Source organism: Citrobacter sp. R56 (genome assembly GCF_016811995.1).
Taxonomy (GTDB): domain Bacteria; phylum Pseudomonadota; class Gammaproteobacteria; order Enterobacterales; family Enterobacteriaceae; genus Citrobacter_D; species Citrobacter_D enshiensis.
Genome location: NZ_CP069159.1, coordinates 1,851,481 through 1,873,026 on the forward strand (window position 1 = coordinate 1,851,481; position 21,546 = coordinate 1,873,026).

Annotated in this window: 23 protein-coding genes; 11 read left to right on the forward strand and 12 right to left on the reverse strand. The window is 54.4% G+C overall.

The features are described from left to right. Positions 1-76: 76 nt before the first annotated feature. Genes fliK through fliF form a run of 6 tightly spaced genes read right to left on the reverse strand, consistent with a single transcriptional unit; the run spans position 77 to position 6,493 of the window. On the reverse strand, positions 77-1,294 hold the full coding sequence (fliK, locus tag JM656_RS08820; protein ID WP_203360833.1) for a flagellar hook length control protein FliK: 1,218 nt from the start codon (positions 1,292-1,294) through the stop codon (positions 77-79). After that, positions 1,291-1,734, reverse strand: coding sequence for a flagellar export protein FliJ (fliJ, locus tag JM656_RS08825; protein ID WP_192612591.1), 444 nt, complete (start codon positions 1,732-1,734; stop codon positions 1,291-1,293). The genes fliK and fliJ overlap by 4 nt, the downstream gene beginning before the upstream one ends. Positions 1,735-1,755: 21 nt before the next feature. Continuing rightward, positions 1,756-3,126, reverse strand: a complete 1,371-nt coding sequence (gene fliI / locus JM656_RS08830) for a flagellar protein export ATPase FliI (protein WP_192612590.1) — start codon at positions 3,124-3,126, stop codon at positions 1,756-1,758. Beyond that, on the reverse strand, positions 3,126-3,836 hold the full coding sequence (fliH, locus tag JM656_RS08835; protein WP_203360834.1) for a flagellar assembly protein FliH: 711 nt from the start codon (positions 3,834-3,836) through the stop codon (positions 3,126-3,128). The genes fliI and fliH overlap by 1 nt, the downstream gene beginning before the upstream one ends. Next, positions 3,829-4,827 carry a flagellar motor switch protein FliG gene (gene fliG / locus JM656_RS08840; RefSeq protein WP_203360835.1) on the reverse strand — a complete coding sequence of 333 codons (999 nt, stop codon included), beginning with the start codon at positions 4,825-4,827 and terminating at the stop codon, positions 3,829-3,831. The genes fliH and fliG overlap by 8 nt, the downstream gene beginning before the upstream one ends. Then, the gene (gene fliF, locus JM656_RS08845; protein WP_203360836.1) at positions 4,820-6,493 is read right to left on the reverse strand and encodes a flagellar basal-body MS-ring/collar protein FliF; all 1,674 of its coding nucleotides are present in this window, start codon (positions 6,491-6,493) and stop codon (positions 4,820-4,822) included. The genes fliG and fliF overlap by 8 nt, the downstream gene beginning before the upstream one ends. A gap of 216 nt (positions 6,494-6,709) precedes the next feature. Here fliF and fliE point away from each other — a divergent pair, with 216 nt between their 5' ends. The 3 genes from fliE to JM656_RS08860 all read left to right on the forward strand — a co-directional run bounded on the left by fliE (position 6,710) and on the right by JM656_RS08860 (position 8,958). Then, on the forward strand, positions 6,710-7,024 hold the full coding sequence (gene fliE, locus JM656_RS08850) for a flagellar hook-basal body complex protein FliE (protein WP_203360837.1): 315 nt from the start codon (positions 6,710-6,712) through the stop codon (positions 7,022-7,024). A 513-nt stretch (positions 7,025-7,537) separates the two neighbouring features. After that, the gene (gene cmoA / locus JM656_RS08855) at positions 7,538-8,260 is read left to right on the forward strand and encodes a carboxy-S-adenosyl-L-methionine synthase CmoA (RefSeq protein ID WP_203360838.1); all 723 of its coding nucleotides are present in this window, start codon (positions 7,538-7,540) and stop codon (positions 8,258-8,260) included. Beyond that, entirely contained in the window at positions 8,257-8,958 is a 702-nt protein-coding gene (locus tag JM656_RS08860) for an isoprenylcysteine carboxylmethyltransferase family protein (protein ID WP_203360839.1), read from the forward strand. The genes cmoA and JM656_RS08860 overlap by 4 nt, the downstream gene beginning before the upstream one ends. Positions 8,959-9,005: 47 nt before the next feature. Here JM656_RS08860 and yedF read toward each other — a convergent pair whose 3' ends face one another. Together yedF and yedE are read right to left on the reverse strand one after the other, a co-directional pair. Then, complete coding sequence (gene yedF, locus JM656_RS08865) at positions 9,006-9,239, reverse strand: sulfurtransferase-like selenium metabolism protein YedF (RefSeq protein WP_203360840.1); 234 nt, start codon at positions 9,237-9,239, stop codon at positions 9,006-9,008. Beyond that, positions 9,236-10,441, reverse strand: coding sequence for a selenium metabolism membrane protein YedE/FdhT (gene yedE, locus JM656_RS08870; protein ID WP_203360841.1), 1,206 nt, complete (start codon positions 10,439-10,441; stop codon positions 9,236-9,238). Before yedE ends, yedF begins: the two co-directional genes overlap by 4 nt. A gap of 184 nt (positions 10,442-10,625) precedes the next feature. On the opposite strand from yedE, the gene yedD reads away from it, so the two are divergent. Next, positions 10,626-11,039, forward strand: a complete 414-nt coding sequence (gene yedD, locus JM656_RS08875) for a lipoprotein YedD (RefSeq protein ID WP_203361253.1) — start codon at positions 10,626-10,628, stop codon at positions 11,037-11,039. Positions 11,040-11,079: 40 nt separating this feature from the next. Here the strand turns inward: yedD and amyA are convergent, their stop codons facing one another. The 4 genes from amyA to fliD form a co-directional block, all read right to left on the reverse strand. Continuing rightward, positions 11,080-12,567: an alpha-amylase gene (gene amyA / locus JM656_RS08880; protein WP_203360842.1), complete on the reverse strand. Its 1,488-nt coding sequence runs from the start codon at positions 12,565-12,567 to the stop codon at positions 11,080-11,082. 68 nt (positions 12,568-12,635) lie between these two features. Continuing rightward, positions 12,636-13,007: a flagella biosynthesis regulatory protein FliT gene (fliT, locus tag JM656_RS08885; RefSeq protein ID WP_203360843.1), complete on the reverse strand. Its 372-nt coding sequence runs from the start codon at positions 13,005-13,007 to the stop codon at positions 12,636-12,638. Then, entirely contained in the window at positions 13,007-13,414 is a 408-nt protein-coding gene (gene fliS, locus JM656_RS08890) for a flagellar export chaperone FliS (RefSeq protein ID WP_192612578.1), read from the reverse strand. Before fliS ends, fliT begins: the two co-directional genes overlap by 1 nt. A 15-nt stretch (positions 13,415-13,429) precedes the next feature. Continuing rightward, positions 13,430-14,836, reverse strand: a complete 1,407-nt coding sequence (fliD, locus tag JM656_RS08895; protein ID WP_203360844.1) for a flagellar filament capping protein FliD — start codon at positions 14,834-14,836, stop codon at positions 13,430-13,432. 260 nt (positions 14,837-15,096) lie between these two features. Between fliD and JM656_RS08900 the strand changes: the two genes are divergently transcribed. From JM656_RS08900 to tcyN, 7 genes are all read left to right on the forward strand, one after another. Further along, positions 15,097-16,614 (forward strand): flagellin, encoded by a 1,518-nt coding sequence (locus JM656_RS08900; protein ID WP_203360845.1) that lies wholly within the window; start codon positions 15,097-15,099, stop codon positions 16,612-16,614. 163 nt (positions 16,615-16,777) lie between these two features. Beyond that, the gene (locus JM656_RS08905; RefSeq protein ID WP_192612575.1) at positions 16,778-17,497 is read left to right on the forward strand and encodes an RNA polymerase sigma factor FliA; all 720 of its coding nucleotides are present in this window, start codon (positions 16,778-16,780) and stop codon (positions 17,495-17,497) included. A gap of 59 nt (positions 17,498-17,556) precedes the next feature. Further along, positions 17,557-18,108 carry a flagella biosynthesis regulatory protein FliZ gene (gene fliZ / locus JM656_RS08910; RefSeq protein ID WP_203360846.1) on the forward strand — a complete coding sequence of 184 codons (552 nt, stop codon included), beginning with the start codon at positions 17,557-17,559 and terminating at the stop codon, positions 18,106-18,108. An 87-nt stretch (positions 18,109-18,195) separates the two neighbouring features. Further along, positions 18,196-18,996, forward strand: coding sequence for a cystine ABC transporter substrate-binding protein (gene tcyJ, locus JM656_RS08915; protein ID WP_192612573.1), 801 nt, complete (start codon positions 18,196-18,198; stop codon positions 18,994-18,996). Positions 18,997-19,105: 109 nt separating this feature from the next. Next, complete coding sequence (gene dcyD / locus JM656_RS08920; protein ID WP_203360847.1) at positions 19,106-20,092, forward strand: D-cysteine desulfhydrase; 987 nt, start codon at positions 19,106-19,108, stop codon at positions 20,090-20,092. Positions 20,093-20,113: 21 nt separating this feature from the next. Then, positions 20,114-20,782: a cystine ABC transporter permease gene (tcyL, locus tag JM656_RS08925; protein WP_192612571.1), complete on the forward strand. Its 669-nt coding sequence runs from the start codon at positions 20,114-20,116 to the stop codon at positions 20,780-20,782. Further along, entirely contained in the window at positions 20,779-21,531 is a 753-nt protein-coding gene (gene tcyN, locus JM656_RS08930; protein ID WP_203360848.1) for an L-cystine ABC transporter ATP-binding protein TcyN, read from the forward strand. The genes tcyL and tcyN overlap by 4 nt, the downstream gene beginning before the upstream one ends. The last annotated feature ends 15 nt before the right edge of the window (positions 21,532-21,546 follow it).

The window sequence follows — 21,546 nt, forward strand, 5'->3', positions numbered from 1 at the left end:
CTTATAGGCTGATTATCCCGTGTCCTGTTCCCGTCAAAGCGCGGAAAAGACACGGATAATCATGCTACCTCTGGCGTTAGGCGAAGATATCCACCGCGCCATTGCCGCGGGACGCGTTCTGCAATGAGGCCGGCACGGCCAGATTGCCGTCATCGTCGGCGAGCGGGGACTCTTGCCCCTGAGAGCGGGCGGTCTGTTGTTGCTGGGACGGTGCCTGCTGCTGCCCGCTAAAACTTTCGCTACTGATACTGCTTTGACCCAGTTGGATCCCGCTTTCCGCCAGCTGTGTACGTAAGACCGGTAATGCCGCCTCCAGCGCGGCGCGGACGTGGCTATGCGCCGACACCATCTGCAAGTGCGCCTGGTTGTCATCAAGCTTCAGCGAGATTTGCACCTGACCCAGATCTTCCGGGTGCAGGCGCAGTTCGGCACTCTGCTGCCCCTGACGGGTGAACAACGTAATGTGCTGGCTAAGCGATTGCTGCCATTCATGGCTGCCTAACGGCGCGCTGAGCACCGGCGCGGCCACCGTCGGAAGTGGCTGCGGTTGTGCTGCCGGACTGCTGACCGCCGTCATTGCCAGGCCGGGCGTCACCGGGGAAGGACTGCTTTCGAGATCGGCTTTAGCGGTGGCTGCGGCGACCAGCGGCGTCAACGGCTGAGGCTGACCGGTCTCTGCGCCAGCGCTGTGGATTGCAGTATCCGGCTTCCCTTTTTTCCCGTCATCAGAGGGGAACGTAAAGGCGAGCTCCTGAGCTGTCTGACGCGTCTCGCCACGCAACGCTGTGGTCAGCGAGGTACTGCTTTGGGTCGCAGCGCCGCTGTTGGCGGGCGTTACGATCTGTTGCCCGGGCAGCATGGCAAACAAGGCGCTCAGATTTGCGAGGTCTTCGTCGCTGAGGTGCGGTGTTTTTTCGTCCGTTTGCGCGGATTTGTTCAGTGCCGTCAGCGCGCTGTTTTTCATCGTCGGCGTGAGCGTGGAAAGCCACTGCTGCGCGTCGGTCAAGGTGGTCAAGGTTTCGTCTGCTGCCAGATCCGGGCGCGCCAACAGGTCGGCCAGTTTTTCGGCAGGAGACACCTCGCCATGTTGAGACAACAGGCCTTTTTGCAGCGGGTTACCCGCAGTTTGTATGTCGGCAAACGACAACGGAACCGCTTTCCCCGGCGTGTCGTCCGCGCCTAACGCGCCTGCCAGCAGCGCCAGGAAATCCTGCGCGGCGTCGCCTGTTGTTCCGGCTTTTGAGCCGCCGGTCACGTCTGTCTCCGTCGTTACCAGTGGGGGCAATGTGATCATTCAGGTTTCCTCATGGCTGCACGCTGAGCAAATTCATCCATCTTTTTCTGATCCAGGCGGTTTTCAGCCAGTAAGGCTGCCGCGGTTTGTCGGTCTTGTAAGGTTTGCCAGGCCTGTAGCCGCTGTCGCTTTTCACGCCAGCTATTCAACGCAACGTCGACTTTTTGCGTCCACTGGTTGAGTTGATGGCGATGCTGCTCTATGGCCTTTTCCAGGGTCTGGATAAATTGCTGGTAATTGATCCAACGGTTGCTGGCAATCCCTTGTCCCATATCGGTATTGAGGTTGGTGCGGTATTCATGCTGATAATCGATCAGCATCTTCAGCTGTTCTTCCGCCTGCTGAAATCCGCGCCGCATTTCACCCAACAGGAGTGCGGCATCATCCACCTCCTTTTCAGCCAAATCTTTCAGCGTTGCCAGTGCGCCGTGTTGTGCCATGACGTTTACCCTCCTGCTTTATCACACCGTCGGGAAAATCAGATCCAGAGCCTGAAGGGAATCTTCCCAGTCCGCCCGTTCAAAAATACCTTGTTGCAGAAACGCCTCGAGCTGGGGCCACAACGCAATGGCTTTATCCAGCATCGGATCGCTGCCTTTGGCATAGGCGCCAACGCTGACCAGATCGCGGTTACGCTGGAAGCTGGACAGCAGCTGTTTGAAATTGCGTACCCGCGCGTAGTGTTTCTCGGTAATGAGCGCAGTCATTGCACGACTGATCGACGCCTCAATATCAATAGCCGGATAGTGCCCGGCCTCGGCAAGACGACGGGATAACACGATGTGGCCATCAAGGATCGCGCGCGCGGAGTCAGCAATCGGATCCTGCTGGTCGTCGCCTTCGGTCAGCACGGTATAAAACGCGGTGATGGAGCCGCCGCCGTGAATACCGTTCCCGGCACGTTCGACCAGCGCGGGCAATTTGGCAAAGACGGAAGGGGGGTAGCCTTTCGTCGCGGGCGGTTCACCGATCGCCAGCGCGATTTCACGCTGCGCCATCGCATAGCGGGTTAATGAATCCATAATCAGCAGCACGTGCTGTCCGCGATCGCGAAAATCCTCTGCGATACGGGTGGCGTAGGCCGCCCCTTGCATCCGCAGCAGCGGCGACACATCCGCAGGCGCGGCGATCACCACTGAGCGTGCGCGTCCGTCGGTGCCAAGAATATTTTCGATAAAATCTTTTACTTCGCGGCCACGTTCGCCAATCAGACCCACGACGATCACGTCTGCGCGGGTATAGCGCGCCATCATGCCGAGCAGGACGCTTTTCCCGACCCCGGAACCGGCAAACAGTCCCATACGTTGACCGCGGCCAACGGTTAACAGGGCGTTGATCGGACGCACGCCGGTGTCCAGCACATGCTCAATCGCTGTACGCTGGAGTGGGTTAAACGGTGGGGTAATGAGCGCGCCCGTTTCGGTGGTTTCCGGAGAGGGGAGGCCGTCCAGCGGCTTACCGGCACCGTCCAGTACGCGTCCAAGCAGCGCTGGGCCCAGCGGCAATTGCTTGCCACTTTGCAGCCCATCGCCGTGACCATTTCTGGCATAAACGCGGGCCCCCGGCAGAATGCCTTCAACCTCTTCCAGCGGCATTAAAAACAGGCGCTGGCCGTTAAAGCCGACAACTTCGCACTCGACTTCGTTGGTTTCAGTCCCATCCTGACGCTCAATAATGCAGGTTGCGCCGAGCGGGAGTTGCAGCCCTGTTGCCTCCAGCACCAGTCCGGTGGCGCGGGTCAGCCGACCGTAGCGACGCACGGCAGGCAGTTGTGTCATTTTGGCTTCGAAGTTGTCCAGCGTGTTCAGCCAGCGGGTCAGGCGGGTAGTCATCAGACGACTCCGGGCGCTGCCAGACGGCAGAGTTCTTGCCAGCGCGTGGCGACGCTGGCGTCAAGGTCGCCTTCATCCGCGGAGACTTTACATCCGCCATGATGCAGGGTGGGATCGCCGCGCAGACGCCAGCCGTGCAGACTGAGGGTCGCGCCGAGCATCTCTTCCACGCGTTGTAAATCATCGGGATGGACGCGCAACTGCGGCTTGCCGCTGAACAGTGGCTCCTGTTGTAACAGCTGTTGGATCTGCTTAATCAACGCGGCATTGTCCACCACCGGCGTCTGACCAATCACCTGACGCGCCGCTTCCAGCGCCATCTGCATCAGGCGTGAAGCAATAACGCTGTCCAGCGCATCCAGCGTGTTCTGAAACTCGCTGACCAGTTGCTGCATACGGGCGTGAATCGGCGCCTGCTGGGAACGCGCCTGCGCCTGGCCCTGTTCCAGACCCTGCGCCATACCTTCCTGGTATCCCTGCTGGTGGCCGGACGTTCGACCTTCCGCCAGACCGGCATTGTAACCCTGCTCATGGGCCTGGATTTTCAACTGCGCCAGCTGTTGCTCGAGCTGCTGTTCGGCGCTCAGCGCGGGTTCGTCCTCGACATCAGCAGAGAGCGCATCGTCGTCCTGCTGTGCAGGGACAAATTCCGCAAGCGGCGGGGCGAGATCGTCCGGGGTCCAGATCTTCCACGGCAGTTCGTTAGACATAGGTATCCTCGCCGCTGCCAATTACCATCTCGCCGGTTTCCGCCAGACGGCGCACAATCAGCAGAATCGCTTTTTGTTCGTTCTCGACCTGAGACAGGCGTACCGGACCACGGTTGGCGAGGTCGTCGCGCAGGATGTCTGCCGCACGTTGCGACATATTGCGCAGGAACTTCTCGCGCAGCGGCTGCTCCGCACCTTTCAGGGCGATCAGCAACGACTCGGAATCCACTTCCTGCAGCAAACGCTGGATGCTGCGGTCGTCGACATCCACCAGATTTTCGAACAGGAACATTTCGTCGATAATTTTCTGCGCCAGTTCGCCGTCGAATTCGCGTACCGCAGTAATAACCGCTTCTTCCTGCTGGGTTTTCATCAGGTTGATGATTTCTGCCGCCGTTCTCACGCCGCCCATTTTGCTGCGCTTGAGATTCTGACCGTCGAGCAGGCCGTTCAGTACTTCCGTCAGCTCCGCTAATGCCGCAGGCTGTACGCCGCCGAAGGTGGCGATACGCAGCATCACATCGTGGCGCAAGCGTTCGTCGAACAACGCCAGAATATCCGCCGCCTGGCCGCGTTTGAGATGCACCAGGATGGTGGCGATAATTTGTGGGTGTTCGTCGCGGATGAGGTCGGCGGCGCTCTGTGGTTCCATAAAGTTGAGCGTTTCAATGCCGCTGGCGGTATCGCGGGTTTCGAGAATATCTTCCAGCAGGCTGGCGGCACGTTCTTCGCCCAGCGCTTTTACAAGCACCGAACGCAGGTATTCATTAGCGTTGATATTCAGCGCCGCAAACTGTTCGGCTTCCTGCTCAAACTCCGCCAGTACGTCCGTCAGCTGTTTGTTGGAGATCTGGCGGACATTCGCCATTGCCGCACTCAGGGTTTGTACCTCGCGTTGGGAGAGGTGTTTGAACACCTCCGCCGCGCGATCCTCGCCAATGGTCATCAGCAAAATGACGCTTTTATCGGTGCCGGAAAGGTTATTACTCATGATCGTTATTCATCCACTGGCGAATGACCAGCGCCACGACGCGCGGATCGTTGTCTGACATTTCGCGAATACGCTGGCTCATCACTTCGGCGCCCAGACGTTGATTCGCCCGACGCTGCTGCGTTTGCTCGTCTTTGCTGAGGCGAACCTCGACCGCTTCTTCGGTTTCCTGACGAACTTGCGCCTGTTCCTGCGCCGCTTTCGCTTCTTCAGCACGGCGGGTCAGTTGCGGACGCACCGCTTTACGCCACAGGATCCAGGCAACCAACAGCACCAACAGCCAGCGACCGCCAGAGATCAGTTGTTCGATAAAGACCTGCTGTTTCCAGAATGGCAGTTCACCCGCGTTTTCATCCGTCGCGCTAAACGGCGAGTTCACTACATTCAGCGTATCGCCGCGCTTGTCGGAGAATCCCATCGCTTCACGGGTTAACGCCTCAATCTGTTTCATCTGATCGGCTGTCAGCGGTAACGGCTTACCGTCGGGCAACGTTTTATAGTTGACCACCACCGCGACAGAGAGACGCTGGACATCACCGACGTTCATCTTTGTGTGGCGAATGGTACGGTCTACTTCATAGTTGCTGGTTTCATTACGCTGCGTACTGCGCGGCCCCGCCGAGCTGCTATTGCTGGTCTGCTGGGCGTTTTGACCATTTTGCGGATTGGCTGGCGGCGTGCTGATCGGCCCTGAGTTGGCTGGCGCCGGCTGATTAGACAGTGCGCCTGGAACGCCGCCGGGATACCCAGAACCGACCTGCTCACTGAGGTTAAGCTGGCGCGAACGCAGCACCGCTTGCGAATCATCGCCATTTGGACGGTACTGTTCTTCTGTCTGTTCTTTGTTGGCGAAGTCCAGTTGCGCCGTGACCTGCGCATGTACGTTGCCGTTACCGACGATTGGCGCGAGGATCGATTCGATACGGCGCTGCACGCGGCCTTCCACATCGCTGGCGTATTTCAGCTGTGCGTCGTTGAGATCGCGGCTGCTGGTATTCGACTGGGTTAACAGATGACCCGCCTGATCGACCAGCGTGACATTCCCTGGCGGCAGACCAGCGACGGCACTGGAAACCAGATGCACCACGGCGCTAATTTGCCCTTCATCCAGCGCGCGTCCCGGCTCCAGATTCACCGTGACAGAGGCCGAAGGGGATTTCTGTTCGCGCACAAACAGCGATGGCTTAGGCATCGCAAGATGAACGCGCGCGTGTTTCACCGGTCCCAGCGTTTCGATGGTTCGGGCCAGTTCGCCCTCCAGAGCACGCTGATAGTTGACCTGCTCGCTAAACTGGCTGATACCGAACTTCTCCTGGTCCAGCAGCTCGAAGCCGACAGAACCGCCTTTCGGTAATCCTTGCTGAGCCAGGCGCAGACGCAGTTCATGCACTTTATCGGCGGGAACTTCAATCGCACCGCTGCCTTCCGTAAAACGGTAGGGGATGTTCATCTGGGTCAGTTGCGTGACGATAGCGCCGCCATCCTGATCGGACAGATTGCTGAACAGCGTGCGGTAATCGGGCGCTTTTGCCCACAGCACCATCGCAACCACAATGGCAATAGCGGCAGCTCCCGCTACAATCAGGGGGATTCTGGGATTCGCGCGTAGACGGTTAAGCCACTCGAGAGGTTTAGGTAGGGTTGCAGTCGATGCAGTCGCACTCATCTCGCACCTCGTGACTGATCGTGGACGGCGTTTTTTGCAAAGTGGAACAAGACTCACTCCCGGGTCAGCAAACTCGAAAAATTGACGGTCTCATTATTTGCGGTTTCGAATTTTTCTATGCCTCAAAAACCGAGGTTTTTTATCGTTATTTAGCGCCTTTATCTTATTGACAAGCTGTTAATCTCTGCTGCGTAAAAAATCATCCAGGGGAACAGAATGTCAGCAATACAGGGGATTGAAGGGGTCATCAGCCAGTTACAGGCAACGGCGATGTCCGCGAAAGCGCAAGATGCCCTCCCACAGCCGACCGTGAGTTTTGCCGGTCAGTTACATGCGGCGTTGGATCGTATCAGTGATACATCCACTGCGGCTCGCGCGCAGGCAGAAAAATTCACGCTGGGTGAGCCAGGGATTGCGCTGAACGATGTGATGGCCGATATGCAAAAAGCCTCCGTCTCTATGCAGATGGGTATCCAGGTGCGTAACAAACTGGTGTCGGCATATCAGGAAGTGATGTCCATGCAGGTGTAGCGTAAAGCCTGCATTTTCAACACGCTATACATTGGTATTGTTTTTAAGCGCAATAACGGTAGCGTCGTTCGGTCTTGATGGACTGACGCCGACGCTTCCGCCTCTTCAGATTGCATTGATATCATGCAAACCCATTCTCTATTTTGGTATTTCGCATTCACCGCATTAATTTTCTTTGCGCACAACGTATGCTCTTATTATTAAGCATTCATTTAAATTATGTTTTGGTTAAATACTATCAAAATAAGTAAAGTTTCTTTTATGAGCAATATGGAGTGAAGGGTCATGATTTTGCTACTAAAGAGACAAAATGATAAAGGCGAGTTTGAGGCGTGTATTAATGATGTTGTGGAATATGCCAAAGTAAAGTTTATTATTATCAAATTAATTAGAACTTTCGATTTAGTCCCACTTCCTAATGTTATCTTAATATAAGCACGTTAAACATATCCTAAACGAATTTACGTCCCTGTCTGTTTCGGGGCGGGTACACCTCTGTTTAGTGGAATAACTATGAATTTGGATAACTTGTTTGCGGAAGAAAAAGCGGCCGGTGATTTTTGCTTCGATGGTCAGGTAGCCGGTGTGTTTGACAATATGGTCGATCGTTCTGTGCCATTTTATCAGGAGATCCAGCGGATGACCGGGGAGATGGCGGCAAGCTATACCGTACCGGGAACTCAGCTGTATGACCTGGGATGTGCGACTGGCACGACGCTGGCGTTGCTGGACAATCTGCTGCCGAACAGCGTCTCCTTTACCGGGATTGATAACTCGCCAGAGATGCTGGACAAATGCCGGGATAAATTCGAACAGCTGGGATCGTCCCGCGATGCGCGCTTTCTCTGTCATGACCTCAGAGAGATGTCGGCGCTGAATAACGCCTCCGTGGTGACCCTGCTGTTAACGTTGATGTTTGTCCGTCCTCTGCACCGCAAAATGCTGCTCTCCTCAATTTGTCAGGGAATGAATTCAGGTGGCGCATTAATTCTGGTCGAAAAAGTGGTTTGTGAATCACCGGAGCTTAATCGTCAGTACATCAATTATTACTACAACATGAAACGTCGCCACGGCTACAGCGAACTGGAAATTAGCCAGAAACGCGAAGCGCTGGAAAATGTCCTCATCCCCTTTACTGAAGCTGAAAATCGACAAATGCTGCACGACGCCGGGTTTAGTGGCGTCGAGGTATTTTTCCGCTGGTATAACTTCTGCGGAATGGTGGCTATTAAATGAGGGTATCGGTTGGTAATTTTCTATTTCGCACCCGCAACACGTTATTTCCTTTTTTATATTTAACGCTGTTTCTGGGGCAGACGAGCGCCGTTGACGCACCCACCGCGATGCTGGTTCTCGGGGGACTGATTGTGTTGGCCGGGCAAGGAATACGCATTCTGACCGTGGGGCTGGATTACATTGTGCGCGGGGGGCGTAATCGCCAGGTGTATGCCGATAATCTGGTGCAGAGCGGATTATTTGCGCACTGTCGCAACCCATTGTACCTGGGTAATCTTTTGTTAATCATTGGATTTGGCGTGATGGCCAATAACCTGTGGTATCTAGCTATCACGATGCCGGTCCTCTTCCTGGCGTACACCTGTATTATTGCTGCGGAAGAACGCTACCTTGAGGGGCGTTTCGGTGAAACATATCGGCAGTATTGCGCCCGGACGCCGCGCTTGTTGCCACGTCTGACAGGGTTGCCTCAGACATTGCGCACCTTTTCTTTTCACTGGCGTCGGGTGGTCGTGAAAGAATACAGCACGCTGTGCATTACCCTGTTGATGCTGGTGGCGCTGAGCGCCCGGGGGCTGAACACGGATCCGCAGGACTGGATGATTTCAGGGGCGCTTGCGCTGGCCGTGCTGTTGGCCTGCTTAGGGGTTCGCATGCTGAAAAAATCCGGGAAACTCAGCGCGAGTTCTGCACGCTGACGGGTGATAGAGAGACTCCCGTTGCACGGCGCAACGGGAGAATGTTGTTACTTCTGAATCAAATAACGAATCGTTGGGCCATCCTGCTGAATATCCAGCACCGTATAGCCGTGGTTGCGCGCATCTAACGGAATGTTATTAATGGATTGCGGGCAATCGCTGACCACTTCCAGTATTTCCCCTTTTTTCAGTTGCGGCATGGCTTCCAGCGTGGCAACCGCCGGATAAGGACACGGTTCGCCGACCATATCGAGGCGATAATCCGGTACGATCTCTTTCATACAGATTCCTTAGCAGGCGTCAGCCCGGCACGACGGAAGAAACGTTTTTCCCAGCCAATGATAAGCATCAGGGCGGCAAACAGCAGCAGGTAAGTGACCAACAATCCGCCCAACGGACCAAACGTGTTGAGCAAGTTCACTTTATCCCAGCTGGTAGCCAGCGCGGGAGCGAAATCATCCCAGTAATATGCCAGCAGGGTGGAGCCTATCACGTTGCCTAACCCGACCCACCAGTAGTGGACCTGACCTTCGACCGCACGGTACATCCAGCCGGTTTCGCAACCGCCCGCCAGTACGATGCCAAAGCCAAACAGCAGGCCGCCGATGACCGCGTTCGGGCCCGCCCACATGATCTTCGCCTCTACGCCTAACTGCACGTAGCTGAAGATGCCGATGGCGCTGACCGCCATACCGAAGATGATCGCTTTCGCCATATGGGTACGCCCGGTGATCCACAGATCGCGAAACGCCGAAGTGAAACAGATTTGTGCGCGTTCAATCAGCAGACCAAATCCGACGCCGAACAGCATCGCCAGCCCCAGTTTCGGTTTATCCATTGCCGTCAGCAGTGCCCAGCCGATCATCCCGATAAAAACCAGCATGCCCAGACGGAAGCGGCGACGGGCCTGATCCGGCTTTTGCGTCAACGGAGAAGCCGCAGAGACTTTCTGCATTTTCACCGGGATACGAAAAATGGGCAGCAGGGTGAAGCGGGCGCCGAACCAGGAGCCTATCGCCGTAGCCAGTGCAAAGAACCAGGCATGGAGGGAAAACTGCGGAATGCCCGTGAAAAAGGCGGCCAGATTACAGCCCATTGCCAGACGGGCGCCGAAACCGGCGATGATTCCGCCTATAATTGCTTGCATGATGCGAATACGGCTGCGGGGCATGCGCAATTTGACGTTGTTGGCCCACAGCGCTGCGGCAAAACAGCCGCCGAACATGCCGAGGATCATCATGCCGTCGATGCGGGTCAGGGGAGAGCCTTCCAGATGAATGATTTTGTAGTAACCCCACTCTTCGGCGTGAACATCAAACAGTTGCAGGACTTGACCGCCCCAGCGGGTAAATTCTCCCGTCACCGCCCAGAAGGTGCCGGTGATGCCGAAATAATAGGTGGAGAGAATACCTGCTGCGATGACCGCAGGGGCCGGGGCCCAGAATTTAATCAGATAAGTGTGTTTGAAGTGGTGCCAGGACATACTTTTTAGCCTCTGAACTCAGAAGGAATATAAAGAAGTGCGGATAGTACACCGAACAGATTTTTTTCCCACGACTAAAAAGAAGTAATACCGATGGGATCAAAGTACAGCGTGTACCCAGAAAGGCTGGCGACATCAGGGCTTTAATGCCACAATCCCATTTTCTTCGCATGCAGGATGAATGATGAAAAAATTAGCAATCGTTGGTGCACTACTGGTTCTTGCCGGGTGTGCCGAGGTGGAAAATTATAACGATGTGGTGAAGACGCCAGCGCCAGCCGGTCTGGAAGGCTACTGGCAGTCGAAGGGACCGCAGCGCAAGATGATGAGCCCTGAAGCCATTGCCAGCCTGGTGGTGACAAAACAGGGCGATACGCTGGATTGCCGCCAGTGGCAGCGTGTGATTGCCGTGCCGGGGAAACTGACAATGTTTTCAGGCGAGCTAACCAACGTGACGAGCAAACGTGAGATCTATCCGATTGAACGTACCGGGAGCACGCTGACGTATGATGGCATGACGCTGCAACGCGTGGATCGTCCGACCGCTGAGTGCGCCGAGGAATTACAAAAATCGCCACTGGCGACGCCGTTGCCCTGACAGGCAAACCCCGGCGGTATCGTGCTGCCGGGGTGGTATTTTATAAGGCCTCTTCAATCACCCACACGCTGACGCTTCCCCCGTTGCAGTAAAACGTCGCTTCGCCGTTTTCATCGGTGAGCACACTTTCCTCGCGGTTTCCAAGAAAATCACGCCAGGTTTTATTACCGTAATTCGCGCCTAAGGTGATCGTCTTCTCGCCGTCGTCGCCATTCGAGAGCACCACCACACATCCCGGGTCTTCCTGGGTTCCGCTACGACTGAACGCGATACAGTTAGGGTGATCAAACCAGAGCGTCTGGATGCCGTGGGCGAAACGCTGACGGGCCAGAATCAGCTCATCGAGTTGTTCAATGACCGGCATATCAATGGGGTAAATTTCCCCGTCGCCGCCCTCGTCTTCATAGTGGGCACCGTATAAGTCGGGATAGAAAACAGACGGTACGCCGTTTTCCCGTAGCAGGATCAGCGCATAGGCCAGCGGCTTAAACCACGGTTCGACGGGGGCTTCCAGCGCCTGTAAGGGCTGAGTGTCGTGGTTAGCGACCAGCGTCACGGCATGAAACGGATCGGCTTCGACCAGCGTTCCGGTAAAAATCTGGCTCATGTCGTACTCGCGCCCCTGACGCGACGCTTCGTGAAACTTCATCTGCAAAGGGGCGTCGAACAGCATGGTTTTCCCGTCAACCTGGTTGATATAGGTTTGCAGTTTGTCCACCTCATGCGACCAGTATTCCGCGACGATAAAAAGCGGTTTTGGCGCCACTTCCTGGACGTGCTCGATCCACTCTTTGTAAAACCAGGCGGGAATGTGTTTGACGGCGTCCAGGCGGAAGCCATCGCAATGGGTTTGTTCCATCACCCAGCGCGCCCAGTATTTGATCTCTTCTGTTACCGCGTGATTGCGAAAGTCGATATTTTCGCCCATCAGATAGTCGAAGTTACCCAGTTCGTCATCGACCTGGTCGTTCCAGCCTTCGCCGGTGTAGTCGTTGACGATTTTAAAAATGCCGTCTTCGGTGGGGTTTTCGATATGGTCGATGCCGCTAAAACATTTGAAGTCCCAGATGAACTGCGAATACTGACCGGCGCGGGCAGGGAAGGTGTAGCGCGTCCAGCCTTCACATTCGATGATCTCGTCATCAATCTGCGTGCGGTCCTGCTCGTTGACGCGCTGTACGCGGATGGCTTCTTTCTCATCCGCCCCCATTTTGTGGTTGACCACCACATCCAGCAGGACGGCAATGTCATTGTGCTTGAGCGCATCAATCGCGCCCAAAAGCTGGGCTTTGTCGCCGTATTTGGTGGCAATGGTGCCTTTCTGATCAAACTCACCGAGATCGAACATGTCGTAGGAGTCATAACCCACGGAATAACCGCCAGAAGCGCCTTTATAGGCCGGGGGCAGCCAGACCATATTGATACCGATATCGTTGAGTCCGCCCGCGCGTTCGGCCAGTTCAAGCCACAGCTTGCCGCCCTCAGGGTAATACCAGTGGAAGTACTGCAATAACGTGGGGTTTTTCATCTTCCGTGCTCCAGAAGTCGTTTAGCCGACTTCTGGAGTATGGAAGATAATTGATACTAAGCGGGATTTTATTGTGGCGCGGCAGGGGCGTCGGGAACCAGCAGCATGCCTGAGAGACGACCATAGGCATGGTTGAGTGATTGCTGGCGCGTCGACTGGCCAATCAGGTTGCTCAGCTCATCCAGGCGCTGTTGCAGCAGGACTTTCAGACGCTGTTCGTTATCCAGCGTCTGTTTGATATAGCCCGCAATCAGCTCCTGCACACTTCGCGTAATCCCCGGTGGAGTTTGTGTTTCCACAACCGTTTCAATGCTTTGTAGATAGGAAACTTCCTGTTCCAGTAACAGATCCCATTCACCCCGCTGCGCAAGTTCCAGCAGCGATTGACTGAGCAGCGCAATGCGCTGCCAACGGTTGATAAACTCCACGGCTAAGGTCATTAACGAGACTCCTGGGAAGATACTTTCGGTGAGATCTGCTTCCAGGCTTCTGCAATATTGCCGAGTAACCCTTCCACTTCTTCAATGGCCTGACTGTCATTACGTAAGTTTGCTTGCAGCAAACGGCGGATCATATAGTCGTACAGTGACGACAGATTGGTGGCGACGTCGCCGCCGTTCTCCTCATCCAACCCGGCTTTAAGTCCATTGTCGATAATGTTGATGGCTTTGCTTAACGCCTGGCCTTTAGCAACAGTGTCGCCCTGCTGCATAAACAAGCGCGCACGCACCAGGGCGCTGTTGGCGCCGTCAAACAACATTTCGATCAGCTGATGCGGACTGGCGCTCATTACGGCGCTTTCCACGCCGATTTGTGCATAGGCTTTTGTACCGCTAGCGGTATACATGGTTACCTCGTGTTATCAGGAGCTGCTCATGGCAGAAAACTGCTGGCTCAGGTAGCTACTTGTGCCATTGAGTTTGCTCATCATGGTATCCAGCTGCGTAAACTGCGCCTTATAACGGGCGACGGTGTCGTCGATACTGGCGCTTACTGCAAGATACTGTTTGGTCAGCTTTTTCAATGTCGCATTAATACTGTCCTCGGCGCTGTCGATAATGCCATCATCGGCGAGGTAGGCTTTCACTTCGGTGGCAATTTTGGTGGTAATACCGGTTTCTTTACCGTCACCGACCAGCAACTGGCGCGTTGCCGTCGTATTCTCTTTTAGCGCTTTATCCAGCTTCTCGTCGTCAATCTTCAGCTTGCCGGTTGTCCCGTCAGTGGTAATGCCGATTTCACTTAAGGTTTTGAACGGGCCGTCGCTGCCGCTGTTGGTAAACTGCGCGCGGATCCCGGTCTGGATCGTACGTACCACGCTGTCGCCAATCAGCGCACCGTTGCTCTGATCCTGCGTTTCCGCGCCCGGATCCACTTCGGTGTATTTCGTCAGGGAGGTAAAGGTATCCATCAGCGAGTTGTACGCATCCACCCAACCTTTAATCGCTTCTGTCGCTTTGTCATTACTTTTGGTGACGGTAAGGCGTGCGTCAGTCACCTCTTTGGTCAGATTGAGCGTGACGCCCTGCGGCGCATCGGTAATGGTGTTGCTCGGGCGTTCAATATCGATGCCGTTAACGGTCAATTGCGCATTCTGCGCGCTGACCAGCTGTTTCATATTGCCGGTGCCCGTTGTGCTGTCGTAGGCCAGCAAATCGTTGAGCTTGCTGTCGCCTTCCACGGAAACGGTCATTTGATTCTCGGTACCGGTGTCGGACGTCAGCACCAGTTGATAATCGCCTTCTTTTACTTTAACGATGCTCGCGGAAACACCGCTGTCGGCATCGTTAATCGCGTCACGAATACCTTCCAGCGAGGTCTGGTCTTTCGTGAGTTTAATTTCCAGCGGCTCTTTGCGGCCTTTTTGTTCAATTTTGAGGGTGCGGCTTTCTGCGGAGGTATCGCCCAGCGCATCTTTTGTTGAACTGATATCAATATTGGTACTTAGCGATTGTGCCTGCGCCAGTTTATTGACGCTGATGGTATAGATGCCAGGTGCTGCGCCTGCGGTGGTGGTGGCGGTCAGGTCTTCGGTGCTACTGGTCACGGTGGTGCTCTTAAACAGATCGGCATTATTCAGCGTGGTATTGGCTGTCTGGAATTTTTCCAGCGCGCTTTTCAGCGTGCCATAGGCCGTCAGGCGCGCAGTGTTAGCGCTCTGCTGTTGCGTGATCGGCGTTAAACGTCCTTTTTCTGCAGTGGTCAGGTTCGTCAACAATGCATCCAGCGGTAAATTTGAGCCGACGCCCAGTGATGAAATCGAAGCCATGCCTTATTCCTTGTGATTGCAAACAGTAGTTAACCGCGTTATCGGCAATCTGTTGGCAAAGTTTAATAATAGTTTCAGGAAAATAATGCGCGGAATAATGGTGAATAAAGAGGGTATTTCGTGGACTAAAAAAAAGAGGGCAGAAATTAAAAATTTTCTAAAGTTCGAATTTAAGGTGCCGATACAAGGGTTACGGTAAGAAACCGTGGGCAACAGAACAGCCCAATAAACATCAAGTTGTAATTGATAAGGAAAAGATCATGGCACAAGTCATTAATACAAACAGCCTGTCGCTGTTGACCCAGAATAACCTGAACAAATCTCAGTCTACTCTGAGCTCCGCTATTGAGCGTCTGTCTTCCGGTCTGCGTATCAACAGCGCGAAAGACGATGCGGCTGGCCAGGCGATCGCTAACCGTTTCACCTCTAACATCAAAGGTCTGACTCAGGCTTCCCGTAACGCTAACGACGGTATCTCCATTGCGCAGACTACCGAAGGCGCGCTGAACGAAATCAACAACAACCTGCAGCGTGTACGTGAACTGACTGTTCAGGCAACTAACGGAACTAACTCCGACAGCGACCTGACCTCCATCCAGAACGAAATCACCCAGCGTCTGAGCGAAATCGATCGCGTATCCGGTCAGACTCAGTTCAACGGCGTGAAAGTACTGGCTCAGGACAACACCCTGAAAATCCAGGTTGGCGCAAACGACGGCGAAACCATCGATATCGATCTGAAAAAAATCGATACTCAGAGCCTGGGTGTGGCTGACTTCCGCGTGAACGGCGCGCAGAAAGCGACCGCCAGCGACCTGATCTCCAAATTTGGTGCGACCGGTACTGATAACTACAGCGCTACTGTTGGTGGTGCTGCTGCAACTGTAAATGTTGACGTTAAGTCTCAGAATGTCACTTCTGGTGGTAATGCGCTTTATGTCAGCGCGGCCGATGGTAGTCTGGTGACTACAGCGACCACCCCGAATACGGCTTCTGCTGCCTATACCACTACTGCAACGGCTAACGGTTCTGCAACGAGCATGGCGGCGCTGGGGGCGAGTGCGAAAGTCGGTGATAAATTCAGTTTTGACGGTATGGAATTTACCAAAACCGCGGATGGCACTGATCCAGAGTTTGGTAACGGTAGTTATACGGCTAAGGTTGATGGTAAAACAGTAACCTTTACCGTCGACTCTTCAACCGCTGCTGCGGGCACTGGGGCAAAAGTCAGCACTGACGTTGATCTGTATGCAAGCCAGAACGGTACTCTGACTACTGCTGCAACGACCGCGAACAAAGCTGCGACTGTCACTGACCTGCAGAACGCTAATGCAACCAAAACCGGTAGCACCCTGAAATCAAGCGGCGCTACCTATGATGTTGATGTTGATGGCAACGTAACCACTGGTGCAGGTGCCAACAAGAAAACCATGTACATCACTACCGGCACCAACGGTAGCGCTAAACTGGTTAACGAAGACGTTGCGAAAGCCAGCACCAGCACTGAAGATCCGCTGGCTGTCATTGACAATGCGCTGGCACAGGTTGACGCACTGCGTTCTGACCTCGGTGCGGTACAGAACCGTTTCGATTCTACCATCACCAACCTGGGCAACACCGTCAACAACCTGACCTCTGCTCGTAGCCGTATCGAAGATGCTGACTACGCGACCGAAGTGTCCAACATGTCCAAAGCGCAGATCCTGCAACAGGCGGGTACCTCTGTTCTGGCACAGGCCAACCAGGTTCCGCAGAACGTTCTGTCTCTGCTGCGTTAATTCACACTTTTCGCGCAAACCCCGCTTCGGCGGGGTTTTTTACGCCCGTCATTTACCCGTAACCCCTAAATAACCCCTCATTTCACCCACTATTCATCCGATTAAAACCCCTGCAGAAACGGATAATCATGCCGATAACTCATTTAACGCAGGGCTGTTTATCGTGAATTCACTGTATACCGCTGAAGGTGTAATGGATAAACACTCGCTGTGGCAGCGTTATGTACCGCTGGTGCGTCACGAAGCATTGCGCCTTCAGGTGCGTTTGCCCGCGAGCGTAGAACTGGACGACCTGCTACAGGCAGGCGGCATCGGGTTATTAAATGCAGTTGACCGATATGATGCTCTGCAAGGAACGGCATTTACCACTTACGCAGTGCAGCGTATTCGTGGAGCGATGCTGGATGAACTACGCAGCCGGGATTGGGTGCCGCGTAGCGTCCGACGCAATGCTCGCGAAGTGGCGCAGGCGATGGGGCAACTGGAACAGGAATTAGGGCGTAACGCGACGGAAACTGAAGTGGCGGAGCGTCTGGCGATTCCTGTGCAAGAGTATCGTCAGATGTTGCTCGATACCAATAACAGCCAGCTCTTCTCCTATGACGAGTGGCGGGAAGAGCATGGCGATAGCGTCGAGCTGGTGACTGAAGAACATCAGCAGGAAAACCCGTTACAACAACTTCTTGAAAGCAATTTACGCCAGCGCGTGATGGATGCCATTGAGGCACTGCCGGAACGTGAACAACTGGTGTTGACGCTCTATTACCAGGAAGAGCTCAATCTCAAAGAGATTGGCGCTGTCCTGGAGGTTGGCGAGTCACGGGTGAGTCAGTTGCACAGTCAGGCGATCAAACGTCTACGCACCAAGCTGGGTAAGTTATAGGCGGCGGTTATCGCGCCGCTGAAAAATGCCGCACAACGAATTGACTACCAGGAGTTCTCATGACGGTGCAGCAATCTAAAAGACGGCCACTAAGCCGCTACCTCAAAGATTTTAAACACAGCCAGACGCATTGCGCGCATTGCCACAAACTGCTCGACAGGATCACGCTGGTCCGTCGTGGGCAGATTGTGAACAAAATTGCCATTTCCAGACTGGATTCGCTGTTTGATGATGCCGCCTGGCAGCAGGAGCAAAAAGAGTGGGTCGCTCTGTGCCGTTTTTGCGGTGATCTGCACTGCAAAGAGCAGAGCGACTTTTTCGACATCATCGGCTTTAAACAATTTTTGTTTGAGCAGACCGAAATGAGTCATGGCACGGTGCGCGAATACGTCGTCCGCCTGCGCCGACTCGGCAATCATCTCACGGAACAAAACATTACCCACGATGTGGTGCAGGACGGTTTTCTTGATGAAAGCCTGTCTCCCTGGTTACCCGAAACCAGCACCAATAACTATCGGATCGCACTGCGCAAGTATGAACAATACAAAGCGCATGCCGTCCCTGGACAGATGCAGAATTCCTGCTGTTCCGCGACTTCTGATATATATTAAAAAAGCATAAGATGTAGCGGAGTCGTTTTTGTGATTAACGGCAAACCCTCTACACTACCGTGATAAATAACAACTTTCGGGGTAACTATGAAATTAGCACTTCTGGGACGTCAGGCTCTGATGGGTGTGATGGCTGTTGCACTCGTCGCCGGAATGAGCGTGAAGACTTTTGCAGATGAAGGTCTGTTAAATAAAGTGAAAGAGCGCGGTACGCTGCTGGTAGGACTGGAAGGGACATATCCTCCGTTCAGTTTTCAGGGCGATGATGGTAAGTTGACCGGTTTTGAAGTAGAGTTTGCGCAGGAGTTGGCGAAACATCTGGGGGTTAAAGCTGAGCTGAAACCGACCAAATGGGACGGTATGCTGGCATCGCTGGATTCCAAACGTATTGATGTCGTCATTAATCAGGTGACCATCTCCGACGAACGTAAGAAGAAATACGACTTCTCTACCCCGTATACCGTTTCGGGTATCCAGGCGCTGGTGAAAAAAGGCAATGAAGGCAGCATTAAAACTGCGGCTGACCTGAAAGGTAAGAAAGTGGGTGTGGGTCTGGGAACCAACTACGAAGAGTGGTTGCGCCAGAACGTTGAAGGTGTCGACATCCGCACTTACGATGATGACCCGACCAAATATCAGGATCTGCGCGTGGGGCGTATCGACGCTATCCTGGTGGATCGCCTGGCGGCGCTGGATCTGGTGAAGAAAACCAAAGACACGTTGGCGGTGACCGGTGAAGCGTTCTCCCGTCAGGAATCGGGCGTTGCGCTGCGTAAAGGTAACGACGATTTGCTGAAGGCGGTGGATGCGGCGATTGCCGACATGCAGAAAGATGGCTCGCTGAAAGCGCTGTCTGAAAAATGGTTTGGTGCAGATGTGACGAAATAATCGTCAACAATGCAAAAAAAAGGCGCTTTAACGGGCGCCTTTTTTATTTCATCCGAATGAACGTGCATAATAAAAAGAACACCACAACACAATAAACATCGGAGGCTATATGCCACTGCATAATTTAACGCGCTTTCCACGTCTGGAATTTATCGGCGCGCCAACGCCGCTCGAATACCTGCCGCGTTTTTCTGACTATCTGGGACGCGATATTTTCATCAAACGGGATGACGTTACGCCGATGGCGATGGGCGGCAATAAACTGCGTAAGCTGGAGTTTCTGGCGGCGGATGCGCTGCGCGAAGGGGCGGATACGCTGATTACGGCGGGCGCGATTCAGTCTAACCATGTCCGCCAGACGGCGGCGGTGGCGGCAAAACTGGGATTGCACTGCATTGCGTTGCTGGAAAATCCCATTGGCACCACGGCGGAAAATTATCTGACTAACGGTAACCGCCTGCTGCTCGATCTGTTCAATGTTCAAATCGAAATGTGCGCCGCGTTGAACGACCCGGAAGCACAACTCCATGAGCTGGCAACCCGCGTTGAAGCGCAAGGATTTCGCCCTTATGTGATACCGGTTGGCGGCTCGAACGCCCTGGGCGCATTGGGCTATGTGGAAAGCGCACTGGAAATTGCCCAGCAGTGTGAAGGCGCGGTACAACTTTCTTCCGTGGTGGTGGCGTCAGGCAGCGCCGGGACGCATGCGGGGCTGGCGGTGGGGCTGGAACAACTGATGCCGGAGGTTGACCTGGTAGGGGTGACCGTTTCGCGTAAAGTTGCCGACCAGCAGCCTAAAGTGGTGGCCCTGCAACAGGCGATTGCCAAAGAATTAGAACTGACCGCATCGGCGGAGATCCTGCTGTGGGATGACTATTTTGCGCCGGGCTACGGTATGCCGAATGATGAGGGGATGGAAGCGGTGAAACTGCTGGCGCGTCTGGAGGGCATTTTGCTGGACCCTGTTTATACGGGGAAAGCGATGGCGGGCCTGATTGATGGCATCAGCCAGAAACGCTTCAAAGATGAAGGGCCAATTCTGTTTATTCATACCGGTGGCGCACCTGCGTTGTTTGCCTACCATCCTCACGTATAACAACCAGGTCGAAAAACGCGAATGCAAGAAAGTATCCAACTGGTGATTGATTCTCTGCCGTATCTGCTCAAAGGGGCGGTGTTCACGCTGCAACTGAGTATTGGCGGGATGTTTTTTGGTCTGCTGCTGGGGTTTATTCTGGCGCTGATGCGCATGTCGCCGCTGTTGCCTGTCCGGTGGCTGGCGCGCTTTTATATCTCTATTTTCCGGGGGACGCCTCTGATCGCCCAGCTGTTTATGATCTACTACGGTCTGCCGCAGTTTGGTATTGAGCTGGACCCTATCCCGGCGGCGATGATCGGCTTGTCGCTCAATACGGCGGCGTACACCTCTGAAACGCTGCGTGCGGCGATCTCCTCCATTGACAAAGGTCAGTGGGAGGCGGCGGCGAGTATCGGCATGACGCCGTGGCAAACGCTGCGCCGCGCCATCTTACCGCAGGCTGCCCGTGTGGCTTTGCCGCCGCTGAGCAACAGTTTTATCAGCCTGGTGAAAGATACCTCGCTGGCGGCGACGATTCAGGTGCCGGAACTGTTCCGTCAGGCGCAGTTGATCACCTCGCGTACGCTGGAAGTCTTCACCATGTATCTGGCCGCCTCGTTGATCTACTGGGTGATGGCGACGGTGCTATCGGCACTGCAGAACTACTTTGAAGACCAGCTTAACCGCCAGGAGAAAGATCCAAAATGAGTGCCATCGAAGTCAAAAACCTGGTGAAAAAATTCCATGGGCAGACGGTGCTGCACGGCATCGATCTCGAGGTCAAACCGGGTGAGGTCGTCGCCATTATTGGGCCAAGCGGTTCGGGCAAAACCACCTTACTGCGCAGCATCAATCTTCTGGAAGTGCCGGAAGCTGGCACGATCAAAGTGGGGGATATCACCATTGATACCGCCCGCTCCTTAAATCAGCAGAAGGGATTGATTCGCCAGTTGCGTCAACATGTGGGTTTTGTATTCCAGAACTTCAATTTGTTTCCGCACCGTACGGTGGTGGAGAACATCATTGAAGGTCCGGTGATCGTCAAAGGTGAATCAAAAGCGGAAGCAACGGCCCGTGCGCATGAGCTGCTGGCAAAGGTAGGGCTGACCGGGAAGGAGACCAGCTACCCGCGGCGCTTATCCGGCGGGCAGCAGCAACGTGTGGCGATCGCGCGTGCGCTGGCCATGCGCCCGGAGGTCATTTTGTTTGATGAACCGACCTCTGCGCTCGATCCTGAGCTGGTGGGGGAGGTACTCAATACTATCCGCCAGCTGGCACAGGAAAAACGGACCATGGTGATTGTGACGCACGAGATGAGTTTCGCCCGTGATGTGGCTGACCGGGCGATATTCATGGATCAGGGACGAATTGTGGAACAGGGTCCTGCAAAATCGTTATTTAGCCATCCGCAGCACCCACGCACTCGCCAGTTTCTTGAGAAGTTTCTGATGAAATAAATGGTCTTGCGATAC

Bases quoted from the DNA above. Each gene is read 5' to 3' on its own strand.
- fliK (WP_203360833.1), bottom strand. From the start codon at position 1,294: ATGATCACATTGCCCCCACTGGTAACGACGGAGACAGACGTGACCGGC.
- fliJ (WP_192612591.1), bottom strand. From the start codon at position 1,734: ATGGCACAACACGGCGCACTGGCAACGCTGAAAGATTTGGCTGAAAAG.
- fliI (WP_192612590.1), bottom strand. From the start codon at position 3,126: ATGACTACCCGCCTGACCCGCTGGCTGAACACGCTGGACAACTTCGAA.
- fliH (WP_203360834.1), bottom strand. From the start codon at position 3,836: ATGTCTAACGAACTGCCGTGGAAGATCTGGACCCCGGACGATCTCGCC.
- fliG (WP_203360835.1), bottom strand. From the start codon at position 4,827: ATGAGTAATAACCTTTCCGGCACCGATAAAAGCGTCATTTTGCTGATG.
- fliF (WP_203360836.1), bottom strand. From the start codon at position 6,493: ATGAGTGCGACTGCATCGACTGCAACCCTACCTAAACCTCTCGAGTGG.
- fliE (WP_203360837.1), top strand. From the start codon at position 6,710: ATGTCAGCAATACAGGGGATTGAAGGGGTCATCAGCCAGTTACAGGCA.
- cmoA (WP_203360838.1), top strand. From the start codon at position 7,538: ATGAATTTGGATAACTTGTTTGCGGAAGAAAAAGCGGCCGGTGATTTT.
- JM656_RS08860 (WP_203360839.1), top strand. From the start codon at position 8,257: ATGAGGGTATCGGTTGGTAATTTTCTATTTCGCACCCGCAACACGTTA.
- yedF (WP_203360840.1), bottom strand. From the start codon at position 9,239: ATGAAAGAGATCGTACCGGATTATCGCCTCGATATGGTCGGCGAACCG.
- yedE (WP_203360841.1), bottom strand. From the start codon at position 10,441: ATGTCCTGGCACCACTTCAAACACACTTATCTGATTAAATTCTGGGCC.
- yedD (WP_203361253.1), top strand. From the start codon at position 10,626: ATGAAAAAATTAGCAATCGTTGGTGCACTACTGGTTCTTGCCGGGTGT.
- amyA (WP_203360842.1), bottom strand. From the start codon at position 12,567: ATGAAAAACCCCACGTTATTGCAGTACTTCCACTGGTATTACCCTGAG.
- fliT (WP_203360843.1), bottom strand. From the start codon at position 13,007: ATGACCTTAGCCGTGGAGTTTATCAACCGTTGGCAGCGCATTGCGCTG.
- fliS (WP_192612578.1), bottom strand. From the start codon at position 13,414: ATGTATACCGCTAGCGGTACAAAAGCCTATGCACAAATCGGCGTGGAA.
- fliD (WP_203360844.1), bottom strand. From the start codon at position 14,836: ATGGCTTCGATTTCATCACTGGGCGTCGGCTCAAATTTACCGCTGGAT.
- JM656_RS08900 (WP_203360845.1), top strand. From the start codon at position 15,097: ATGGCACAAGTCATTAATACAAACAGCCTGTCGCTGTTGACCCAGAAT.
- fliZ (WP_203360846.1), top strand. From the start codon at position 17,557: ATGACGGTGCAGCAATCTAAAAGACGGCCACTAAGCCGCTACCTCAAA.
- tcyJ (WP_192612573.1), top strand. From the start codon at position 18,196: ATGAAATTAGCACTTCTGGGACGTCAGGCTCTGATGGGTGTGATGGCT.
- dcyD (WP_203360847.1), top strand. From the start codon at position 19,106: ATGCCACTGCATAATTTAACGCGCTTTCCACGTCTGGAATTTATCGGC.
- tcyL (WP_192612571.1), top strand. From the start codon at position 20,114: ATGCAAGAAAGTATCCAACTGGTGATTGATTCTCTGCCGTATCTGCTC.
- tcyN (WP_203360848.1), top strand. From the start codon at position 20,779: ATGAGTGCCATCGAAGTCAAAAACCTGGTGAAAAAATTCCATGGGCAG.